The sequence below is a fragment of the Neisseria sp. Marseille-Q1983 genome, assembly GCF_018224585.1.
In the GTDB taxonomy this organism is placed as follows: domain Bacteria; phylum Pseudomonadota; class Gammaproteobacteria; order Burkholderiales; family Neisseriaceae; genus Neisseria; species Neisseria polysaccharea.
In genome coordinates this window covers 1-18222 of record NZ_JAGTUI010000026.1, presented here as the reverse complement: position 1 = coordinate 18222, position 18222 = coordinate 1, and the positions used below count along the sequence as shown (strand labels likewise).

General features: G+C 52.7%; 18 protein-coding genes. 7 read left to right on the top strand and 11 right to left on the bottom strand.

The features are described from left to right. Positions 1–285: 285 nt before the first annotated feature. The gene (gene lst / locus KEM39_RS07280; protein WP_101148287.1) at positions 286–1422 is read left to right on the top strand and encodes an N-acetyllactosaminide alpha-2,3-sialyltransferase; all 1137 of its coding nucleotides are present in this window, start codon (positions 286–288) and stop codon (positions 1420–1422) included. A gap of 144 nt (positions 1423–1566) precedes the next feature. Here lst and KEM39_RS07275 read toward each other — a convergent pair whose 3' ends face one another. Continuing rightward, positions 1567–2025 (bottom strand): c-type cytochrome, encoded by a 459-nt coding sequence (locus tag KEM39_RS07275; protein ID WP_002213814.1) that lies wholly within the window; start codon positions 2023–2025, stop codon positions 1567–1569. A gap of 265 nt (positions 2026–2290) precedes the next feature. On the opposite strand from KEM39_RS07275, the gene KEM39_RS07270 reads away from it, so the two are divergent. Then, positions 2291–3112 (top strand): SDR family oxidoreductase, encoded by an 822-nt coding sequence (locus KEM39_RS07270; RefSeq protein WP_101125112.1) that lies wholly within the window; start codon positions 2291–2293, stop codon positions 3110–3112. 50 nt (positions 3113–3162) lie between these two features. Here the strand turns inward: KEM39_RS07270 and yciA are convergent, their stop codons facing one another. Next, entirely contained in the window at positions 3163–3609 is a 447-nt protein-coding gene (gene yciA / locus KEM39_RS07265) for an acyl-CoA thioester hydrolase YciA (RefSeq protein WP_002213811.1), read from the bottom strand. A 1054-nt stretch (positions 3610–4663) separates the two neighbouring features. Continuing rightward, complete coding sequence (locus KEM39_RS07260; RefSeq protein WP_118996990.1) at positions 4664–5404, bottom strand: opacity family porin; 741 nt, start codon at positions 5402–5404, stop codon at positions 4664–4666. A gap of 1128 nt (positions 5405–6532) precedes the next feature. Here KEM39_RS07260 and pip point away from each other — a divergent pair. Further along, complete coding sequence (gene pip, locus KEM39_RS07255) at positions 6533–7465, top strand: prolyl aminopeptidase (RefSeq protein WP_118996938.1); 933 nt, start codon at positions 6533–6535, stop codon at positions 7463–7465. A gap of 57 nt (positions 7466–7522) precedes the next feature. Here the strand turns inward: pip and bamC are convergent, their stop codons facing one another. Continuing rightward, positions 7523–8719, bottom strand: a complete 1197-nt coding sequence (gene bamC / locus KEM39_RS07250) for an outer membrane protein assembly factor BamC (RefSeq protein WP_101132144.1) — start codon at positions 8717–8719, stop codon at positions 7523–7525. 8 nt (positions 8720–8727) lie between these two features. After that, complete coding sequence (gene dapA / locus KEM39_RS07245; protein WP_118996936.1) at positions 8728–9603, bottom strand: 4-hydroxy-tetrahydrodipicolinate synthase; 876 nt, start codon at positions 9601–9603, stop codon at positions 8728–8730. 377 nt (positions 9604–9980) lie between these two features. Here dapA and KEM39_RS07240 point away from each other — a divergent pair, with 377 nt between their 5' ends. Beyond that, on the top strand, positions 9981–11372 hold the full coding sequence (locus tag KEM39_RS07240; RefSeq protein WP_118996935.1) for a nucleobase:cation symporter-2 family protein: 1392 nt from the start codon (positions 9981–9983) through the stop codon (positions 11370–11372). Between the two features lie 61 nt (positions 11373–11433). On the opposite strand, the gene rlmB is transcribed toward KEM39_RS07240, so the two are convergent. From rlmB to KEM39_RS07215, 5 genes are all read right to left on the bottom strand, one after another. Next, positions 11434–12186: a 23S rRNA (guanosine(2251)-2'-O)-methyltransferase RlmB gene (rlmB, locus tag KEM39_RS07235; protein ID WP_118996934.1), complete on the bottom strand. Its 753-nt coding sequence runs from the start codon at positions 12184–12186 to the stop codon at positions 11434–11436. A 65-nt stretch (positions 12187–12251) separates the two neighbouring features. After that, positions 12252–12740 carry a DUF456 domain-containing protein gene (locus KEM39_RS07230; protein ID WP_118996933.1) on the bottom strand — a complete coding sequence of 163 codons (489 nt, stop codon included), beginning with the start codon at positions 12738–12740 and terminating at the stop codon, positions 12252–12254. Between the two features lie 4 nt (positions 12741–12744). After that, positions 12745–13464, bottom strand: a complete 720-nt coding sequence (gene tadA / locus KEM39_RS07225) for a tRNA adenosine(34) deaminase TadA (protein ID WP_196427931.1) — start codon at positions 13462–13464, stop codon at positions 12745–12747. A 3-nt stretch (positions 13465–13467) separates the two neighbouring features. Continuing rightward, positions 13468–14409, bottom strand: coding sequence for a tRNA (adenosine(37)-N6)-dimethylallyltransferase MiaA (miaA, locus tag KEM39_RS07220; protein WP_211709774.1), 942 nt, complete (start codon positions 14407–14409; stop codon positions 13468–13470). A gap of 50 nt (positions 14410–14459) precedes the next feature. Next, positions 14460–15128 carry a carbonic anhydrase gene (locus tag KEM39_RS07215; protein ID WP_111727112.1) on the bottom strand — a complete coding sequence of 223 codons (669 nt, stop codon included), beginning with the start codon at positions 15126–15128 and terminating at the stop codon, positions 14460–14462. A gap of 121 nt (positions 15129–15249) precedes the next feature. Here KEM39_RS07215 and KEM39_RS07210 point away from each other — a divergent pair, with 121 nt between their 5' ends. Genes KEM39_RS07210 through efp form a run of 3 tightly spaced genes read left to right on the top strand, consistent with a single transcriptional unit; the run spans position 15250 to position 17298 of the window. Continuing rightward, entirely contained in the window at positions 15250–15528 is a 279-nt protein-coding gene (locus KEM39_RS07210; RefSeq protein WP_002242545.1) for a hypothetical protein, read from the top strand. 18 nt (positions 15529–15546) lie between these two features. Then, positions 15547–16695 carry an elongation factor P maturation arginine rhamnosyltransferase EarP gene (gene earP, locus KEM39_RS07205; protein ID WP_118996929.1) on the top strand — a complete coding sequence of 383 codons (1149 nt, stop codon included), beginning with the start codon at positions 15547–15549 and terminating at the stop codon, positions 16693–16695. Positions 16696–16737: 42 nt separating this feature from the next. Beyond that, positions 16738–17298, top strand: coding sequence for an elongation factor P (gene efp, locus KEM39_RS07200; protein WP_002213793.1), 561 nt, complete (start codon positions 16738–16740; stop codon positions 17296–17298). A gap of 49 nt (positions 17299–17347) precedes the next feature. Here efp and KEM39_RS07195 read toward each other — a convergent pair whose 3' ends face one another. After that, a complete protein-coding gene (locus KEM39_RS07195) occupies positions 17348–18208 on the bottom strand; it encodes an NMB0938 family lipoprotein (RefSeq protein ID WP_211709772.1) in 861 nt (286 codons plus the stop codon). Positions 18209–18222 lie beyond the last annotated feature (14 nt).

Sequence of the window (18222 nt, the reverse complement as noted above, 5' to 3'; positions counted from 1 at the left end):
GCGCGGGGAATGTGCGCGGCTATTATGGCATATTTTGGCGGCTTTGTTCTCGCTTTGTTCGATCTTGGCGTGTTTGAACGCGGCGGCGTGAAAGGAAGGAGGAAATGGTTTTCCCGCGTTTGGCGGCGGTGTCGGAGGTGCTGTGCCTGATGTGCGGCGGCATATTTTCTGTGAAATTGATTTTAATATTCGGTAACTGTCGGAATATCTGCTAAAATTCCGCATTTTTCCGCCCCGGGACACTCGGGGCGTATGTTTAATTTGTCGGAATGGAGTTTTAGGGACATGGGGTTGAAAAAGGCCTGTTTGACCGTGTTGTGCCTGATTGTTTTCTGCGTCGGGATATTTTATACATTTGACCGGGTAAATCAGGGGGAAAGGAATGCGGTTTCCCTGCTGAAGGACAAACTCTTCAATGAAGAGGGGGAACCGGTCAATCTGATTTTCTGCTATACCATATTGCAGATGAAGGTGGCGGAAAGGATTATGGCGCAGCATCCGGGGGAGCGGTTTTATGTGGTGCTGATGTCTGAAAACAGGAATGAAAAATACGATTATTATTTCAATCAGATAAAGGATAAGGCGGAGCGGGCGTATTTTTTCTATCTGCCCTACGGTTTGAACAAATCGTTTGATTTCATTCCGACGATGGCGGAGCTGAAGGTAAAGTCGATGCTACTGCCGAAGGTCAAGCGGATTTATTTGGCAAGTTTGGAAAAAGTCAGCATTGCCGCCTTTTTGAGCACTTACCCGGATGCGGAAATCAAAACCTTTGACGACGGGACAGGCAATTTAATTCAAAGCAGCAGCTATTTGGGCGATGAGTTTTCTGTAAACGGGACGATCAAGCGGAATTTTGCCCGGATGATGATCGGAGATTGGAGCATCGCCAAAACCCGCAATGCTTCCGACGAGCATTACACGATATTCAAGGGTTTGAAAAACATTATGGACGACGGCCGCCGCAAGATGACTTACCTGCCGCTGTTCGATGCGTCCGAACTGAAGGCGGGGGATGAAACGGGCGGCACGGTGCGGATACTTTTGGGTTCTCCCGACAAAGAGATGAAGGAAATTTCGGAAAAGGCGGCAAAAAACTTCAAAATACAATATGTCGCGCCGCATCCCCGCCAAACCTACGGGCTTTCCGGCGTAACCACATTAAATTCGCCCTATGTCATCGAAGACTATATTTTGCGCGAAATTAAGAAAAACCCGCATACGAGGTATGAAATTTATACCTTTTTCAGCGGCGCGGCGTTGACGATGAAGGATTTTCCCAATGTGCACGTTTACGCATTGAAACCGGCTTCCCTTCCGGAAGATTATTGGCTTAAGCCGGTGTATGCCCTGTTTACCCAATCCGGCATCCCGATTTTGACATTTGACGATAAAAATCAATCGTATGGTAAATCAAAATAGAAAATGGCGGAGTGCGTGGGGTAAAAATAAGGATAGCGTTTTTTCATTTGGATTGACGATAATTTCTGATTGCTTTGCGTGTGCTTGAAATGGCAAAGAAAATGCCGTCTGAAGGCTTCAGACGGCATTGTTTTGTTTTGGATGTTATTCGGGCGCGCGGAAGCTGTCGTGGCAGGATTTGCAGCTTGCACCGGTTTCGCCGTAGGCGGCTTTGATTTCATCCAGTTTGCCGGTTTGGGCAGCGGCGTTGAGTTTTTCGACGGCGGCGGCGAATTTTGTTTTTTCGGCTTCAAATTTTGCACCATCCGACCAAACGGCTGGCAGGGCGCGGCCGTTGCCTTGCGGATCGGACTCAAAAAGTGTGAACGGTTTCTTGCTGCTTTCGGCAAACGCCGCGGCAGCCTGTTTGAATTTTTCGACATCGTAAGGCTCTTCGCCTTTGACCATTTTGCCCATACGCGAGAAGTCGGGCATCATAGATTTGAACGCGGCGGTGCGGTTTTCGGAAATTTCGCCTTTGGGCTGTGCGGGCGCGCCGCCGTTTCCGCAGGCGGAAAGGAATAGGGCGAGGGCGGTTGCGGCAAGGCGGGTTTGAATGTTCATCGTGTTTCCTTTTCGGTTGAAACCCCGCCCACTTGGACATCCGTCCTTCGGGGCGGTAGAATCAGATTTTATTTGGGAAGGGTGCAATCCCTTCCGAATCAGGACGGCACATAGGGCGACGCTTTATGTGTCGTCCTGTGTGTTGAAACATATTGAATGTGTCCTGTTGTGGTGGTATGGTTGTTTTGAATCAGGCGGTCATGCCGTCTGAAGGGCGTTATGATACCTGAAACAGGTTTGGGAAACGAGAAAGAAAGGAAAAACAATGGCTGTTTTAATTACCGGTGCTTCGGCAGGATTCGGCGAAGCGATGTGCCGCGCGTTTGTCGGGGCGGGATACCGCGTTATCGGTGCGGCGCGCCGTGCGGACAGGCTTCAGACCTTGGCGGATGAATTGGGTGCTTTGTTTTACCCTTTGGAAATGGACGTGTCGTGCCGCGAGTCGGTGGAAAACGCCTTAAACGGCATCCCCGATGAATTTTCCGACATCGACTGCCTCATCAACAATGCCGGGCTGGCTTTGGGTTTGGACACGGCGGACAAGGCGGATTTTGAAGATTGGGAAACAATGATTCAAACCAATGTTTTGGGTTTGACGTTTCTGACGCGCAAAATTTTGCCGCAAATGGTGGCTCGAGGCGGCGGTTATGTGATGAATTTGGGTTCGATTGCAGGCAATTATGCTTATGCCGGCAGCAACGTTTACGGAGCGACCAAGGCGTTTGTGCGCCAGTTCAGCCTGAATTTGCGCGCGGAGTTGGCGGATAAGAACATCCGCGTTACCAATATCGAGCCGGGTTTGTGCGGCAATACGGAGTTTTCCAACGTGCGCTTCAAAGGCGATGACGAGAGGGCGGCGGGTGTGTATGAGGGTGTGGAATTTATCCGCCCCGAAGATATTGCGGAAACCGCATTGTGGCTGTACCGCCGGCCGGCGCATATGAATGTGAACACGATTGAAATTATGCCCGTGGCGCAGACTTTTGCAGGAATGAAGGTCATAAAAAAAGCCGTGCCGGAAGTGCGGGAAGACTTTGAAAAACAAAGTATGTCGCTGTTTTCCCGCATCAGGTCCTGGTTCAAATGATGCAGAATGCCGTCTGAAGACAGTTTCAGACGGCATTTTTACGGGCATTTTTACGGAGTAGGCAATAAGCCCGCCAATTTGGGGTTGCCTTCTTTCGGAATCGGGCGCGGATTGCCTTCCGCATCGATGGCGACATAAGTGAACACGGCTTCGGTTACGAGGTGGCGGTCTTCGGTAACGCAATCGTTCATCAAAGTTTTCACCCAGACTTCCACTTTAAGCTGGAGGGAAGTATTGCCCACGCGGACGCAATGCCCGTAGCAGCAGACGACGTTGCCGACCTTGACCGGGCGGATGAAGTTCATTTCCTGAACGGCGACGGTAACGATGCGTCCCCGCGCGATTTCCGCCGCCAATATGCCGCCGCCCAAATCCATCTGCGACATAATCCAGCCGCCGAAAATGTCTTGGTTGGGATTGGTATCGCGCGGCATAGCGACGGTACGCAGGAGCAGTTCGCCTTGAGGGCGTTGGCGGTTGCCTTCTTCGTGCTGCATAAAGTTTCCTTGTTTTATTGAAATATAATCGAACCTGTACCCCTGCCCGAAACGGGAAGTCGGGAAGTGCGTAGTTTAACCCATTTGAGACATACAAGGGCGGGCGAGGGACAGATTCGCAAGGCGTATTGTAGGGCGGGGCTGTAGAGTGGGCTTCAGCCCACCAATCCCGCCAAATCCTACCCTAAGCAACTGAACCGTCATTCCCGCGCAGGCGGGAATCCAGACCTGTCCGCACGGAAACTTATCGGTTAAAAGGTTTCTCTAGATTCCGCATCCTAGATTCCCGCCTGCGCGGGAATGACGGGTTTCGAGATTACGGTGTTGTCGGGAATGATGGAAAATGGCGGGAATTGTGTAAAAAATGCCGTCTGAAACCGTTGGAAGCATCGTAAACGTTGGAGTCGATGAATCGGTGGGCTTCAGTCCGCCATTTCCATCAATCCAACATTTCTACCGTTTTCATTGAGTCCATCGAATCCGCCCCTTTCGACGACCCAGTCCTACGCAACTGAACCGTCATTCCCACGAAAGTGGGAATCTAGAACGTGGGGTTTGGGCAACTGTTTTTATCCGATAAGTTTCTGTGCGGACAGGTCTGGATTCCCACCTGCGCGGGAATGACGGATCCATCCATACGGAAACCTGCACCACGTCATTCCCACGGAAGTGGGAATCTAGAACGCGGGGTTTGGGCAACTGTTTTTATCCGATAAGTTTCTGTGCGGACAGGTCTAGATTCCCGCCTGCGCGGGAATGACGAATCCATCCATACGGAAACCTGCATCACGTCATTCCCACGAAAGTGGGAATCTAGAATCTCGGGGTTTCAGTCATTTCCGATAGATTCCCGCCGCGTCGGGGGTCTGGATTCCCGCCTGCGCGGGAATGACGGGTTTCAAGATTGCGGTGTTGTCGGGAATGACGGATTTCAAGATTACGGTGTTGTCGGGGATGACGGTTCGGGTATTTCACTGCGCCTGCCCCGCGCCTGTAAACGGCGAGTGCATCAAAAATGCCGTCTGAAGGTTCAGACGGCATCGGTATCGGGGAATCAGAAGCGGTAGCGCACGCCCAATGAGGCTTCGTGGGTTTTGAAGCGGGTGTTTTCCAAGCGTCCCCAGTAGTGGTAGCGGTATCCGGTGTCCAAGGTTAGGTTGGGTGTGATGTCGATGCCTACGCCTGCCACCGCGCCGAAGCCCACGCGGCGGATGCTGTGGCTTTGGTGTAAGGGCGGGTGGGCGTTGGTCGGTCCGCTCACGATATTGGCGATGGTAACGGTTACTTGGTCTTCTACAGCAATGCTGTGTTTGATTTTGCCTAAACCAACCCGTGCACCAACATAGGGTTTGAAGCGGGTGCCGGTATCGAAATCGTAGATGGCGGAGATGCCGTAGTTGGATTCGGCTTTGAACGTGCCTTTGTCAGTGTGGTCTATTTCTGTTTTTACATCAAGGTTTTTGATTTTTTTGCTGTTTTCTGCGTGAATACTTTTGCCATGTCTCCAAGTATTGTAACGGGCGTAATCGAGGGCGATGCGCCAGTTGCCGAAATCGTAGCCGACGGAAAGGCGGGGGTGGGTGGAATGGGTTTTGATGTCGCGGTAGTCGTCGAAGACTTTGGCGTTGTCGCCAGGATAATCGTAGGTAATGTGTTCGTAGGCGTAGGCTAAATCTGCCTGTACATACGGGCCGCGGCCATTGTCTTCACTTGCCGCCTGCGCTGCGGAAGAGAAGAGAAGAGAAGAGAAGAGAAGAGAAGAGAAGAGAAGGTTTTTTTTGGGGGCTGGATTCATTTTCGGCTCCATATTCGGTTTAACTGATTAAAAAAGAACGATTTTCACTGATGGTTCAAGGGCGGATTGTATCGGGTTTGGGGCGATGTTTCAATAAGGAACGATAAGAAAGCCGCCATTATGGTTTAATCCTGCGCGTTGGATTTGAGGGCAGGGGCTTGCGCCATTTTGAAACAAGGCCGGTCCGCCGCCTTGAAGTGCGGGGGTTTAACTGTTAGGAAACAATGGCAAAGCGGCTTGTTTCTGTCCGACATTGTATGGGTTTTCTTTTCAATGATATATTTCCGCCTGTTTATGCAATATTTTCCGATTGATGGTTTTTATAGTGGATTAACAAAAACCAGTACGGCGTTGCCTCGCCTTAGCTCAAAGAGAACGATTCTCTAAGGTGCTGAAGCACCGAGTGAATCGGTTCCGTACTATTTGTACTGTCTGCGGCTTCGTCGCCTTGTCCTGATTTTTGTTAATCCGCTATGTAGTTGGTTAAAATAAAACTAAGCCAAGGAAGCACTGCCGTCATTCCCGCGCAGGCGGGAATCTAGGTCTGTCGGTGCGGAAACTTATCGGATAAAACGGTTTCTTCAGATTTTACGTTCTGGATTCCCACTTTCGTGGGAATGACGGGATGTAGGTTCGTAGGAATGATGCGGTGCAGGTTTCCGTGCGGATGGATTCGTCATTCCCGCGCAGACGGGAATCCAGACCTTAGAACAACAGCAATATTCAAAGATTATCTGAAAGTCCGAGATTCTAGATTCCCGCCTGCGCGGGAATGACGAAAAGTGGTGGGAATGACGAAAAGTGGCGGGAATGACGGTTCGGGCATTCCTTAAATCACCCGTGTATCGCTGTAAATCTTAGAGATGGCGGAATATAGCGGATTAACAAAAACCGGTACAGCGTTGCCTCGCCTTAGCTCAAAGAGAACGATTCTCTAAGGTGCTCAAGCACCAAGTGAATCGGTTCCGTACTATCTGTACTGTCTGCGGCTTCGTCGCCTTGTCCTGATTTTTGTTAATCCACTATATCGCGATTTTTCGGAATTTGCCTTTCGGGGCGGCTTGTGTTTCGTGCGTGATGTTGCGTGTGGGAATGTTCGGATTGTCAGAGGCAATATGGGAGAAGATGATGTATGAGATAAAACAGCCTTTTCATAGCGGATACTTGCAGGTGTCTGAAATTCATCAAATTTATTGGGAAGAGTCGGGCAATCCCGACGGTGTGCCGGTCATTTTCCTGCACGGCGGACCGGGCGCGGGGGCTTCGCCTGAATGTCGGGGTTTTTTCAATCCCGATGTGTTCCGCATCGTCATCATTGACCAGCGCGGTTGCGGACGTTCGCGCCCGTATGCTTGTGCGGAAGACAATACGACTTGGGATTTGGTGGCGGATATTGAAAAAGTCCGTGAAATGCTGGGTATCGGGAAATGGCTGGTGTTCGGCGGTTCGTGGGGCAGCACTTTGTCGCTGGCTTATGCCCAAACCCATCCGGAACGGGTAAAGGGATTGGTATTGCGCGGGATATTTTTGTGCAGGCCGTCTGAAACGGCGTGGCTGAACGAGGCGGGCGGTGTGAGCCGGATTTATCCGGAACAATGGCAAAAATTTGTCGCGCCGATTGCTGAAAATCGGCGGAACCGGCTGATTGAGGCGTATCACGGGTTGCTGTTTCATCAAGATGAAGAAGTGTGCCTGTCTGCCGCGAAGGCTTGGGCGGATTGGGAAAGCTATCTGATTCGTTTCGAGCCGGAGGAAGTGGATGAAGATGCTTATGCCTCACTGGCAATCGCGCGTTTGGAAAACCATTATTTTGTCAACGGCGGCTGGTTGCAGGGCGATAGGGCGATTTTGAACAATATCGGCAAAATACGGCATATCCCGACCATTATCGTACAGGGGCGGTATGATTTGTGTACGCCGATGCAGAGTGCGTGGGAGTTGTCGAAAGCCTTTCCCGAAGCGGAGTTGAGGGTGGTTCAGGCAGGGCATTGTGCGTTCGATCCGCCTTTGGCGGATGCGTTGGTTCAGGCGGTTGAGGATATTTTGCCCCGTTTGTTGTAAAAAGTTCCGCATAAAAAAAGCAGCTTCTGTTTGGAAGCTGCTTTTGTTTTGAACGGTTTAACGCAGTTCGGAATGGAGTTTGCCCAACAGTGCGGATGCGTCTTTGCCGGCATATGCGCTGCCGTCTTTGTTGAGCAGGACGATGCGCGAGCCGTCGGCAACGGGTTCTGCATAGACAATCAGCTCGGGCTGTTCGGCAGGTTTCTCCGCTTTGCCTTTGCCCAGCAGGCGTTTGAACAGGCCGGGTTTTTGTTCGGTAACTGCATTGCTTTCGTTCGGGGCTTTTTGAACCAGGAAGGCGTGGCGTTCGGTGTTTTGACCGACGACGGTCAGCCCGATGCGGTCGAGGGCGAGCGCGGTGCGCCGCCAGTTTCTGCCGTAGTCGCCAAAGACAATCAGGCTTTTGCCTTCGATACGCGCCATTTCGTTGACGGCGGGAAGGGTCGGTTTTTTTGCCAATGCGTTTTCCGCCTGCTGTCCGTCAACGCCCAAATATTGCATAAAGCGCGTCAGGAAAGCGGCCTCAAGGTTGGGGTCGGAAGCGGAAGGCTGCCACATGGTCGTGTCTTTGTTTTTGTCGCCATACACTTCTTTCATGGCTTTGTGGGCGAAGAAGATGTCGGAAACGCCGTTTTTGCCCTGTTCGATACGGACGATGAATTTGTCGCGCTCACCGGTGGAGTAGATGCCACCCAAACCGACTTTGTCGAAGAGGCGGCGCAAGCTGTCTTGGGGGATTTTGGCACGGTTTTCCGCCCACTCGGTTTCCATTTGTCCGATGGTGGGTTCTTCGGATTTGATGTCGAAGCCGTTTTCCTGCCAAAAGGCTTTCAGGAGCGGCCAGATTTCGGCGGGGGATTTGCCGTCGACAACGAGCCAGCGTTGGCTGCCGTCGCGCTCGAGGCGGACACCTTTGACGCTTTTCAATACTTCGGCATCGGCAGGCTGTTGGACGGCGGGTGTGCGGCGTTTTTCCAAATCGCTGGCGCGGACGGCTCCCGAACCGACAGGTAGGCGGTAGAGGTTGCCTTGGTCGGGGTTGTTTAAGTCGGGCGGGACTTCGAGTTTCACCGAACGGTTCGACTGGCTTTGATAGTCAAGCTTGGGCTGCTCGGTCGTGCTGCCGGTGCAGGCAGTCAGTCCGATGAGGAGTAGTGCGGAGATTACAGGTTTGATATGGGTCATCGTGTCATCCTGTGTGATGGATATTAAAGTGTTTGTTGCGTTATGCCGTCTGAACGCTTCAGACGGCATGGCTATATTTAAAGTTGTCCTGATGCTTTCAGGGCGGCGCGGACTTTTGCCTGTCCGCCTTCCGTCAGCGGAACGAGCGGCAGGCGGACGTGCGGTTCGCATCTGCCCAAGGCGGATACCGCCCATTTCGGTGCGGCGGGGCTGGGTTCGCAGAACATGGTGTCGTAAATCGGAATCAGCCGGTCATTGAGTTCGCGTGCGAGGGCAATGTCGCCTTGCAGTGCGGCGCGGCACATATCGGCAAAGAGCTTGGGTGCGGCGTTGGCGGCTACGGTAATAACGCCGTGTCCGCCGCACAGCATGAACGGCAGGGCGGTATGGTCGTCGCCGGAAAGGACGGCGAAGCCTTCGGGGGCGCGGTTGATGAGTTCGATGTTGCTGCCGATGTTGCCGCTGGCTTCTTTAACGCCCACGATATTAGGGATTTCTGAAAGGCGCAGGATGGTGTCGTTAGTCATGCTGACGACGGTACGGCCGGGCACGTTGTAGATAATCATCGGAATCGAAGTGGCTTCGGCGATGGTTTTGAAATGTTGGTAAATGCCTTCTTGGGAGGGCTTGTTGTAATAGGGGACGACGGAGAGGGTGTAGTCTGCACCGGCTTTTTCGGCGGCTTGCGAAAGTGCGATGGCTTCAAGGGTGTTGTTGGCGCCGGTACCTGCGATGACGGGGACGCGCTTGTTGACGTGTTTGACCGTTTCTTCGATTACGCTTAAATGTTCTTCGACGGAGAGGGTGGCGGATTCGCCTGTCGTACCGACAGCGACGATGCCGTCGGTACCGCTTTCGATATGCCAGTCAATCAAATCGCGGAGTTGTTCGTAATGGATGCTGCCGTCTTGATTCATCGGGGTAATCAGGGCAACCAAGCTACCTTGTAACATACGGAAACCTTTTATTCATTGAGTGAGGTCGATTATGCTTCGGATTGTAGCTTACTTTGTTGTTTGTGTGAAACATATCGGTCGCACGGTTGGTTCTAAGGCTTAAGTTCTATCATATCTTAATAAATAATATTTTTTATAATCATGAAATTATTGGGTTTAAGCAGTGGATGCGCCGTTGAGGATTAAAATGTGTTAAGCGCATGAAGGCTCTCTGAAAATGAAGGACTGTCCGGTGCGGAAATTCAAAGAAATTTGAATTCGGACAACCGGTGGTGTTTTTGCACATGAGGATTTGAATTGATAAGGAATCTTTGATTCGTTACAATTTCGTTCTTAAAATTTTTTAACGTTTGACAACGGATAGAAAGACTCCAATGGCTGAAACAATGAAAAAACAGGCGGATTCGCCTGATTTGGTGTACGGTTTGGAAGACAGGCCGCCGTTCGGTAATGCGCTCTTGAGCGCCGTTACCCATCTTTTGGCGATTTTTGTGCCGATGATTACGCCCGCGCTGATTGTGGGCGGCGCGCTGGAACTGCCGGTGGAAATGACGGCGTATCTCGTGTCGATGGCGATGGTTGCGTCGGGTGTCGGCACTTATTTGCAGGTCAACCGCTTCGGGCCGGTCGGTTCGGGGATGCTGTCTATCCAGTCGGTGAATTTCTCGTTCGTTACCGTCATGATTGCGCTCGGTGCGGGGATGAAAGAGGGTGGCTTGACTAAGGATGCGATGATTTCGACGCTCTTGGGCGTATCGTTTGTCGGCGCGTTTTTGGTGTGTTTCTCGGCGTGGCTTCTGCCGTATTTGAAAAAAGTGATTACGCCGACGGTCAGCGGTGTGGTCGTGATGCTGATTGGCTTGAGTTTGGTACACGTCGGCATTACTGATTTCGGCGGCGGCTTCGGCGCGAAGGCGGACGGCACGTTCGGCTCGATGGAAAACTTGGGGCTGGCATCGCTGGTGTTGCTGATTGTGTTGGTGTTCAACTGCATGAAAAACCCGCTGTTGCGGATGAGCGGCATCGCGGTCGGGCTGATTGCCGGCTACATCGTCGCGCTGTTTTTGGGCAAGGTGGATTTTTCCGCGCTGCAAAACCTGCCGCCGGTTACGCTGCCCGTACCGTTTAAATATGGTTTTGCGTTCGACTGGCACGCATTTATTGTGGCGGGCGCGATTTTCCTGTTGAGCGTGTTTGAGGCGGTCGGCGATTTGACCGCGACGGCAATGGTGTCCGACCGGCCGATTGAAGGTGAAGAATACACCAAACGCCTGCGCGGCGGCGTGTTGGCGGACGGCTTGGTGTCGGTGATTGCGACGGCTTTGGGTTCGCTGCCGTTGACGACGTTTGCGCAAAACAACGGCGTGATTCAGATGACCGGCGTGGCTTCGCGCCATGTAGGCAAATATATTGCCGTGATTTTGGTGCTGTTGGGTTTGTTCCCCGTTGTCGGACGCGCGTTTACGACGATTCCGAGTCCGGTGTTGGGCGGCGCGATGGTTTTGATGTTCGGCTTGATTGCGATTGCGGGCGTGCGGATTTTGGTCAGCCACGGCATCCGCAGGCGCGAAGCGGTAATTGCGGCAACGTCGGTCGGCTTGGGCTTGGGCGTGGCGTTTGAGCCGGAAGTGTTTAAAAACCTGCCCGTCTTGTTCCAAAACTCTATTTCCGCCGGCGGCATTACGGCAGTCTTGCTGAATTTGGTCTTGCCCGAAGATAAAACCGAGGCGGCGGTCAAGTTTGATACCGACCACTTGGAACACTGATTTTGAAAACGAATGCCGTCTGAAACAGAATCCCTGTTTCAGACGGCATTGTTTTTGAGGCTTACGCTTTTTCGTTTTTCAATACGCGTTGTCGGCGGGTTTCACTTAATACCATTCCGGCAGACACGGAGACGTTCATACTTTCGACCGTGCCGAACATCGGTATCGACACCAGCATATCGCAGTGTTCGCGCGTGAGGCGGCGCATACCTTCGCCTTCGTTGCCCATTACCCACGCCGCGCTGTCGGGCAGATCGCAATGGTAAAGGTCGGACTCGCCGCCCATATCGGTGCCGATGATCCAAATGCCGTATTCCTTCAGCTCGCGCAGGGTGCGGGCGAGGTTGGTTACGGTGATGTAGGGGACGGTTTCCGCCGCGCCGCAGGCGACTTTGCTGACGGTGGCGTTCAGCCCCGCGCTTTTGTCTTTCGGTGCGATGACGGCGTGTACGCCCATCGCGTCGGCGGTACGCAGGCACGCGCCGAGGTTGTGCGGATCGGTGATGCCGTCGAGTATCAGCAGCAGCGGCGGTTCGCTCAAGTTTTCCAATACGTCTTCAAGATGGATGTGGTTTTTGGAGGCATCGATAAATCCGGCCACACCCTGATGGCGCGCGCCTTTGCTGATGGCATCAAGACGGGTGGTGTCAACAAAATATACGCGGATGTTTTCGTTTGCCGCCTTTTCCAATACCTCGCGCGTGCGTGCGTCTGATTTGCCTTCTTGGATGTAGAGTTCGACGATGGATTTGGGGTTTTGCCACAATCGGGCATTGACGGCGTGGAAGCCGTAGATGGGTCTTTGGTTTGCCATGATGGTGCTTTGTCGGAAATTTCAGACGGCATTATAGCAATTTATCCGTATGCCGTCTGAAGGGGTTAAAACAGGTAGGCGATGTATTTCACCAACAGGATAAACAAGATGGATACGGCGCAGCCGATTTTGAATGCCGTGCCGACGACAAGCCCCAATAGCGTACCCAAGCCCGCTTTACCTGCCTGTATCATGTTGCGGCAGCTGATGAGCTCTCCTGCAGCCGCACCGATTAGCGGGCCGAGTACAAGGCCGGGAAGGGAGAAAAACATGCCGATGATGCTGCCGATCAATGCACCGCGAACGGCGAGCTTGCCCGCTCCGGTATATTTTGTTCCCCATATACCTGCCACATAGTCCGTCAGTATGCCGGCAAGGCTGATGAGTCCGACCGTCCACAAAACGCCCGCGCCGTAGATTTGGTATCCGCCGGCGTAGGCGAGCAGCCATGTTCCGGCAAACATCAATGCCAATCCGGGCAGGGCGGGATAGACGATGCCTGCCGTGCCGACGGCTATCAGGGCGAGGGCGAGGATGACGGTCAGTACGGTCATAGGTTCAACCTTTTCTTTTGTTCTGAAAAAAACGGCTTAATACGGCGCGGCATTCTTCTTGCAGGATTCCGCCCCGTATGGCGGTGTGCGTATTGAGGCGTTTGTCGGCAAACAGGTTGACGATGCTGCCTGCCGCGCCGGTTTTGGGTTCTGCCGCACCGTATATCACGCGCCTGATTCGTGCCTGTATCAGTGCGGACGCGCACATGGCGCAGGGTTCGAGGGTGATATATATGTCGCATCCGTCAAGGCGGTAGTTTTGCATTTCGCTGCCTGCCTGTGCCAAGGCGTTGATTTCGGCGTGTCGGCTGACATTGCAGTCGGCAATGCAGGTGTTGTGTGCCGATGCGATGATTTTGCCGTCTGAAACGATGACTGCACCGACGGGTATTTCGCCGTCGGCGGCGGATTGTTCTGCTTGGCGCAGTGCTTCGCGCATGAAGTGTTCCATTTCTTCCTGCGGCGGAAAGGCGGCGACGGGCGGATGGTTTTTCAACTCGGCAAGCAGGCGGGCTTTATGCGCTTGGGACATTTCTTGCGGCGGCGTGCCGTCCAGCAGCGACTGAAGCTGCCACAGTGTGCTTTTCGTGAGGGTCAAACCCGATGCTTTGAGCAGCAGAAAGGCTTTGACCGAACCGTTTTGCCGCAGTTCTTCGAGCGTACGGATACCGAGCCTGTGCAGGGCGGCGACGGTTTTGGGGGCGAGCGGCGGCGTGGTCAGCATAGTTTATACACCGAAAAACCGTTTTGCCGCCTCAATCAGGCGCGTGCCTGAAGTGCCGTCTGAAAACGGGTCGGCAACGCAGTCTAAAGGTGTTTTGCGCAACCAAGTCAGTTGGCGTTTGGCAAGTTGGCGCGTGGCGGCAATGCCTTTTTCGACAAATGCAGGGAAATCGGTTTTTCCGTCCAGATATTCCCATGCCTGACGGTAGCCGACGCAGCGTATGGCAGGGGAGTCGGCGGTCAGACCGGGATAGCGGCGGCGCAGGTTTTCTACTTCGCCGATAAAGCCCTGTTCAAGCATCAGGTGGAAACGCAGGGCGATGTTTTCATGCAGGCGGGCGCGGTTTTCGGGAATCAGGGCGGCGGTATGTAAATCAAAAGGGAGCGTATGGGAGGTTGGGCTGCCGAGATGCGTACTCATCGGTTTGCCGGTTAAATAATAAACTTCCAAAGCGCGTCCGATACGCTGGCCGTCGTTCGGTTTCAGACGGCATGCTGTTTCAGGGTCGACTTTTTGCAGGGTGCGGTAGAGAAAATCCAAGCCGTACATTTGTTTTTGTTCGTCCAAGTCGGCACGCAGGCAGGCATCGGCTTCGGGCAAATCGTTCAAACCTTGGGTCAGGGCGCGGAAATACATCATTGTGCCGCCGACAATCAGCGGACATTTCCCACGTGCCGTGATTTCGCCGACCAGACGCGTGCAGTCTTCGACAAAACGGGCGGCACTGTATGTCTGAACGGGCGTAATGATGTCGATAAGGTGGTGCGGGACAAAGGCGCGTTCGGAGGCGGACGGTTTCGCCGTGCCGATGTCCATATCGCGGTAAACCAGCGCGGAATCGAGACTGATGATTTCGACCGGCAGGGTTTCGGCGATTTTGAGGGCGAGCGCGGTTTTTCCTCCGGCGGTCGGGCCCAAGAGGGCAAAGGCTTTTGGAATCGGCATGATGTTTCAGGATTGCGAAAATGCGGATTATAGCGGAAAGCGTGCCGACGTTATATTTTGGTTTGCGGAACCGCCCATTGTCTGTCGGTGAGGTCGTAGATTTTTTGTATGTCTTTCAAAATGCGTTCGAAATCTATACCTAGGTCTTTCAGCCTGCCGGAGCGGATATCGAACACCCAGCCGTGGACGGTAGGATAATGCTCGTTCAGATAGCGTTTTTGGACTTCCGCCATTTTGATGATGTTGATACATTGTTCCTGAACGTTCAGTTCGACCAAACGGTCGTAGCGTATGTTTTCGTCGTCAATCGCGTCCAGCTCTTCGCGGTGCAGCCGGTACACGTCGCGGATGTTGCGCAGCCACGGGTTCAACGCGCCGTAGTCGCAGGGTTGCATGGCGGCTTTGATGCCGCCACAGTTGTAGTGTCCGCAGACGACAATGTGTTTGACTTTCAAATGATCGACCGCGTAGCCGACCACGCTGGCAGCATTGATGTCCAGAGGGTTGACCATATTGGCGATGTTGCGGTGGACGAATACCTCGCCCAGCTTCATGCCCATCATTTCTTCGGCAGTAACGCGGCTGTCGGAACAGCCGATGTAGAGGTAGTCAGGCGTTTGATTTGCGGAGAGCGTCTCGAAAAAATGAGGGTTGTGCTGCAACTGTTCTTCTGCCCAGCGGCGGTTGTATTCAAAAATGTCCTGTTTGGTTTTGTTCATGTATTTCTCCTTTTGATGCGCGTTTCAGACGGCATTGCCGACAGTCTATGCCCGATGCTGCCGTTAGACAAGGTACGTTCTTGAGGCGATAATGGCGTTTTGCTTTTTTGAAAGCCTTGCAATGTCCCGAAACCTGCTTGTCCGCTGGCTTGTCGTCTGCCTGATACCCTTGGCGACGCTTGCCGTTTTCGCCGCCAATCCGCCCGAAGACAAACCCCAGCATCTGATTAACGGCATCATCCTTGCCTGCGAAGCGACGTTTTTGTTCAAATTCGTCCTTTTTGACACCATCAAGCATCATTTGAAACAAGAGTTTGATTTGAAACGTCAAACCATGTTGCTGTTTATTCCAATTGTTTTGCTGGTTGTGTATTTGTTCCACTATTTTGGCGCGTTTTAGCCCATTTCCGTTATTTCTATGAATACTCCTCCTTTTGTCTGTTGGATTTTTTGCAAGGTCATCGACAATTTCGGCGACATCGGCGTTTCGTGGCGGCTTGCCCGTGTTTTGCACCGCGAACTCGGTTGGCAGGTGCATTTGTGGACGGACGATGTGTCCGCCTTGCGTGCGCTTTGTCCTGATTTGCCCGATGTTCCCTGCGTTCATCAGGATATTCATGTCCGCACTTGGCATTCCGATGCGGCAGATATTGATACCGCGCCTGTTCCCGATGTCGTCATCGAAACTTTTGCCTGCGACCTGCCCGAAAATGTGTTGCACATCATCCGCCGACACAAGCCGCTTTGGCTGAATTGGGAATATTTGAGCGCGGAGGAAAGCAATGAAAGGCTGCACCTGATGCCTTCGCCGCAGGAAGGCGTTCAAAAATATTTTTGGTTTATGGGCTTCAGCGAAAAAAGCGGCGGACTGATACGCGAACGTGATTACCAAGATGCCGTCCGTTTCGATACGGAAGTCCTGCGGGAGCGGCTGATGCTGCCCGAAAAAAACGCCCCCGAATGGCTGCTTTTCGGCTATCGGAGCGATATTTGGGCAAAGTGGCTGGACATGTGGCAACAGGCAGGCAGTCCGTTGACCCTACTGCTGGCGGGGGCGCAAATTATCGACAGCCTCAAACAAAGCGGCGTTATTCCGCAAAACGCCCTGCAAAACGACGGTGATGTTTTTCAGACGGCATCCGTCCGCCTCGTCAAAATCCCTTTCGTGCCGCAACAGGACTTCGACAAATTGCTGCACCTCGCCGACTGCGCCGTCATCCGCGGCGAAGACAGTTTCGTGCGTGCCCAGCTTGCGGGCAAACCCTTCTTTTGGCACATCTACCCGCAAGACGAGAATGTCCATCTCGACAAACTCCACGCCTTTTGGGATAAGGCACACGGCTTCTACACGCCCGAAACCGCATCGGCACACCGCCGCCTTTCAGACGACCTCAACGGCGGAGAGGCTTTATCCGCCACGCAACGCCTCGAATATTGGCAAATCCTGCAACAACATCAAAACGGCTGGCGGCAAGGCGCGGAGGATTGGAGCCGTTATCTTTTCGGGCAGCCTTCCGCCTCCGAAAAACTCGCCGCCTTTGTTTCAAAGCATCAAAAAATACGCTAGAATAGCGCGTTTTACGACAACCGATTTGATTGGAAAATCACAATGAAAACAGCACAAGAACTGCGCGCCGGCAATGTATTTATGGTCGGCAACGATCCTATGGTCGTTCAAAAAACCGAATACATCAAAGGCGGCCGCTCTTCCGCCAAAGTCAGCATGAAACTGAAAAACCTGCTGACCGGCGCGGCTTCCGAAACCATTTACAAAGCCGACGACAAATTCGACGTAGTCATCCTGTCCCGCAAAAACTGTACGTACAGCTATTTTGCCGACCCGATGTACGTCTTTATGGACGAAGAATTCAACCAATACGAAATCGAAGCCGACAACATCGGCGACGCGTTGAAATTCATCGTTGACGGTATGGAAGACCAATGCGAAGTTACCTTCTACGAAGGCAACCCCATTTCTGTCGAACTGCCTACTATCATCGTGCGCGAAGTCGAGTACACCGAGCCTGCCGTTAAAGGCGATACTTCCGGCAAAGTGATGAAAACCGCGCGCCTGGTCGGCGGCACCGAAATCCAAGTGATGTCCTACATCGAAAACGGCGACAAAATCGAAATCGATACCCGTACTGGCGAATTCCGCAAACGCGCTTGATTTGCCGCGTTGAAAAATGCCGTCTGAAAACGTTTCAGACGGTATTTTTTTATCTTCGCCCCAAGTTTGGATTGAAGTAGATGTTTTTTTCGTAAACGACAATACGCGTGATTTTGCCATTTTCGTCAAAATGGATGTCTAAAAACGGTTTGTCGGGATTGCGTTCACGGTTGGACAGCCGGAAGAGTGATTGGTTTTCAAGCATTTCTCCGTGTATTTTCAGATAGCCGGGCAATTGGCCGATGTATTGGAAATTGCCGCCAAGTCCGTTGTTGTGCCGGCTCGAATAGGCAGGGGTTGCCGAAACTTCAAAATAACGCGTGCGTTTCGGCTCCTCGCCTTGCCCGCGGGTTTCTTCGCTGCCCTGTGTCAGCAACAGCGTCGCTTCTCGGAGGCGGCGTTCCTGTTCCATCAAGGCATCTTGTGCCTGCCGGCTGATCGTGCGCTTTCCGTAACGCAAGTCTTCAATTGCCAGTATGATTTTCTGATGGTAGTCGGGATCTTCAGGGCGGATGTCGGGAAACAGCAGCCGCTGTATGTTGTCATAGCCACTGTCGGGTAAGCCGAAACGGGTTTCCAGTTCGTGATGGGAAAGGGCAAACAGACAGTCCGAGTCAATGTGTTCGGCGATTTGCTGCATGAGATCGTCAATGCCGGTGGCGGGGTGCAGGTCGGTGCAATTTGACGGCGGCGCGCTTTCTGCCTGCTTGACGTTATCAGGGGCGGATGCGGCCGGTTCCAAATCGGATTGGGAAGAAGCTGATGACGCGGAGGACGAAGCAGCAGATGCACCGACTTCTTTGGTTTTATCGTTTTTGCTCGGAGAACACGCGGTCAGCATGATTGCGGCAAGCCATAAGAGAAGTGATGAGATACTACTTAAATTTGCAATAGAATCTTTACAATTCATTTACAACTTATTGA

Bases quoted from the DNA above. Each gene is read 5' to 3' on its own strand.
- lst (WP_101148287.1), top strand. From the start codon at position 286: ATGGGGTTGAAAAAGGCCTGTTTGACCGTGTTGTGCCTGATTGTTTTC.
- KEM39_RS07275 (WP_002213814.1), bottom strand. From the start codon at position 2,025: ATGAACATTCAAACCCGCCTTGCCGCAACCGCCCTCGCCCTATTCCTT.
- KEM39_RS07270 (WP_101125112.1), top strand. From the start codon at position 2,291: ATGGCTGTTTTAATTACCGGTGCTTCGGCAGGATTCGGCGAAGCGATG.
- yciA (WP_002213811.1), bottom strand. From the start codon at position 3,609: ATGCAGCACGAAGAAGGCAACCGCCAACGCCCTCAAGGCGAACTGCTC.
- KEM39_RS07260 (WP_118996990.1), bottom strand. From the start codon at position 5,404: ATGAATCCAGCCCCCAAAAAAAACCTTCTCTTCTCTTCTCTTCTCTTC.
- pip (WP_118996938.1), top strand. From the start codon at position 6,533: ATGTATGAGATAAAACAGCCTTTTCATAGCGGATACTTGCAGGTGTCT.
- bamC (WP_101132144.1), bottom strand. From the start codon at position 8,719: ATGCCGTCTGAAGCGTTCAGACGGCATAACGCAACAAACACTTTAATA.
- dapA (WP_118996936.1), bottom strand. From the start codon at position 9,603: ATGTTACAAGGTAGCTTGGTTGCCCTGATTACCCCGATGAATCAAGAC.
- KEM39_RS07240 (WP_118996935.1), top strand. From the start codon at position 9,981: ATGGCTGAAACAATGAAAAAACAGGCGGATTCGCCTGATTTGGTGTAC.
- rlmB (WP_118996934.1), bottom strand. From the start codon at position 12,186: ATGGCAAACCAAAGACCCATCTACGGCTTCCACGCCGTCAATGCCCGA.
- KEM39_RS07230 (WP_118996933.1), bottom strand. From the start codon at position 12,740: ATGACCGTACTGACCGTCATCCTCGCCCTCGCCCTGATAGCCGTCGGC.
- tadA (WP_196427931.1), bottom strand. From the start codon at position 13,464: ATGCTGACCACGCCGCCGCTCGCCCCCAAAACCGTCGCCGCCCTGCAC.
- miaA (WP_211709774.1), bottom strand. From the start codon at position 14,409: ATGCCGATTCCAAAAGCCTTTGCCCTCTTGGGCCCGACCGCCGGAGGA.
- KEM39_RS07215 (WP_111727112.1), bottom strand. From the start codon at position 15,128: ATGAACAAAACCAAACAGGACATTTTTGAATACAACCGCCGCTGGGCA.
- KEM39_RS07210 (WP_002242545.1), top strand. From the start codon at position 15,250: ATGTCCCGAAACCTGCTTGTCCGCTGGCTTGTCGTCTGCCTGATACCC.
- earP (WP_118996929.1), top strand. From the start codon at position 15,547: ATGAATACTCCTCCTTTTGTCTGTTGGATTTTTTGCAAGGTCATCGAC.
- efp (WP_002213793.1), top strand. From the start codon at position 16,738: ATGAAAACAGCACAAGAACTGCGCGCCGGCAATGTATTTATGGTCGGC.
- KEM39_RS07195 (WP_211709772.1), bottom strand. From the start codon at position 18,208: ATGAATTGTAAAGATTCTATTGCAAATTTAAGTAGTATCTCATCACTT.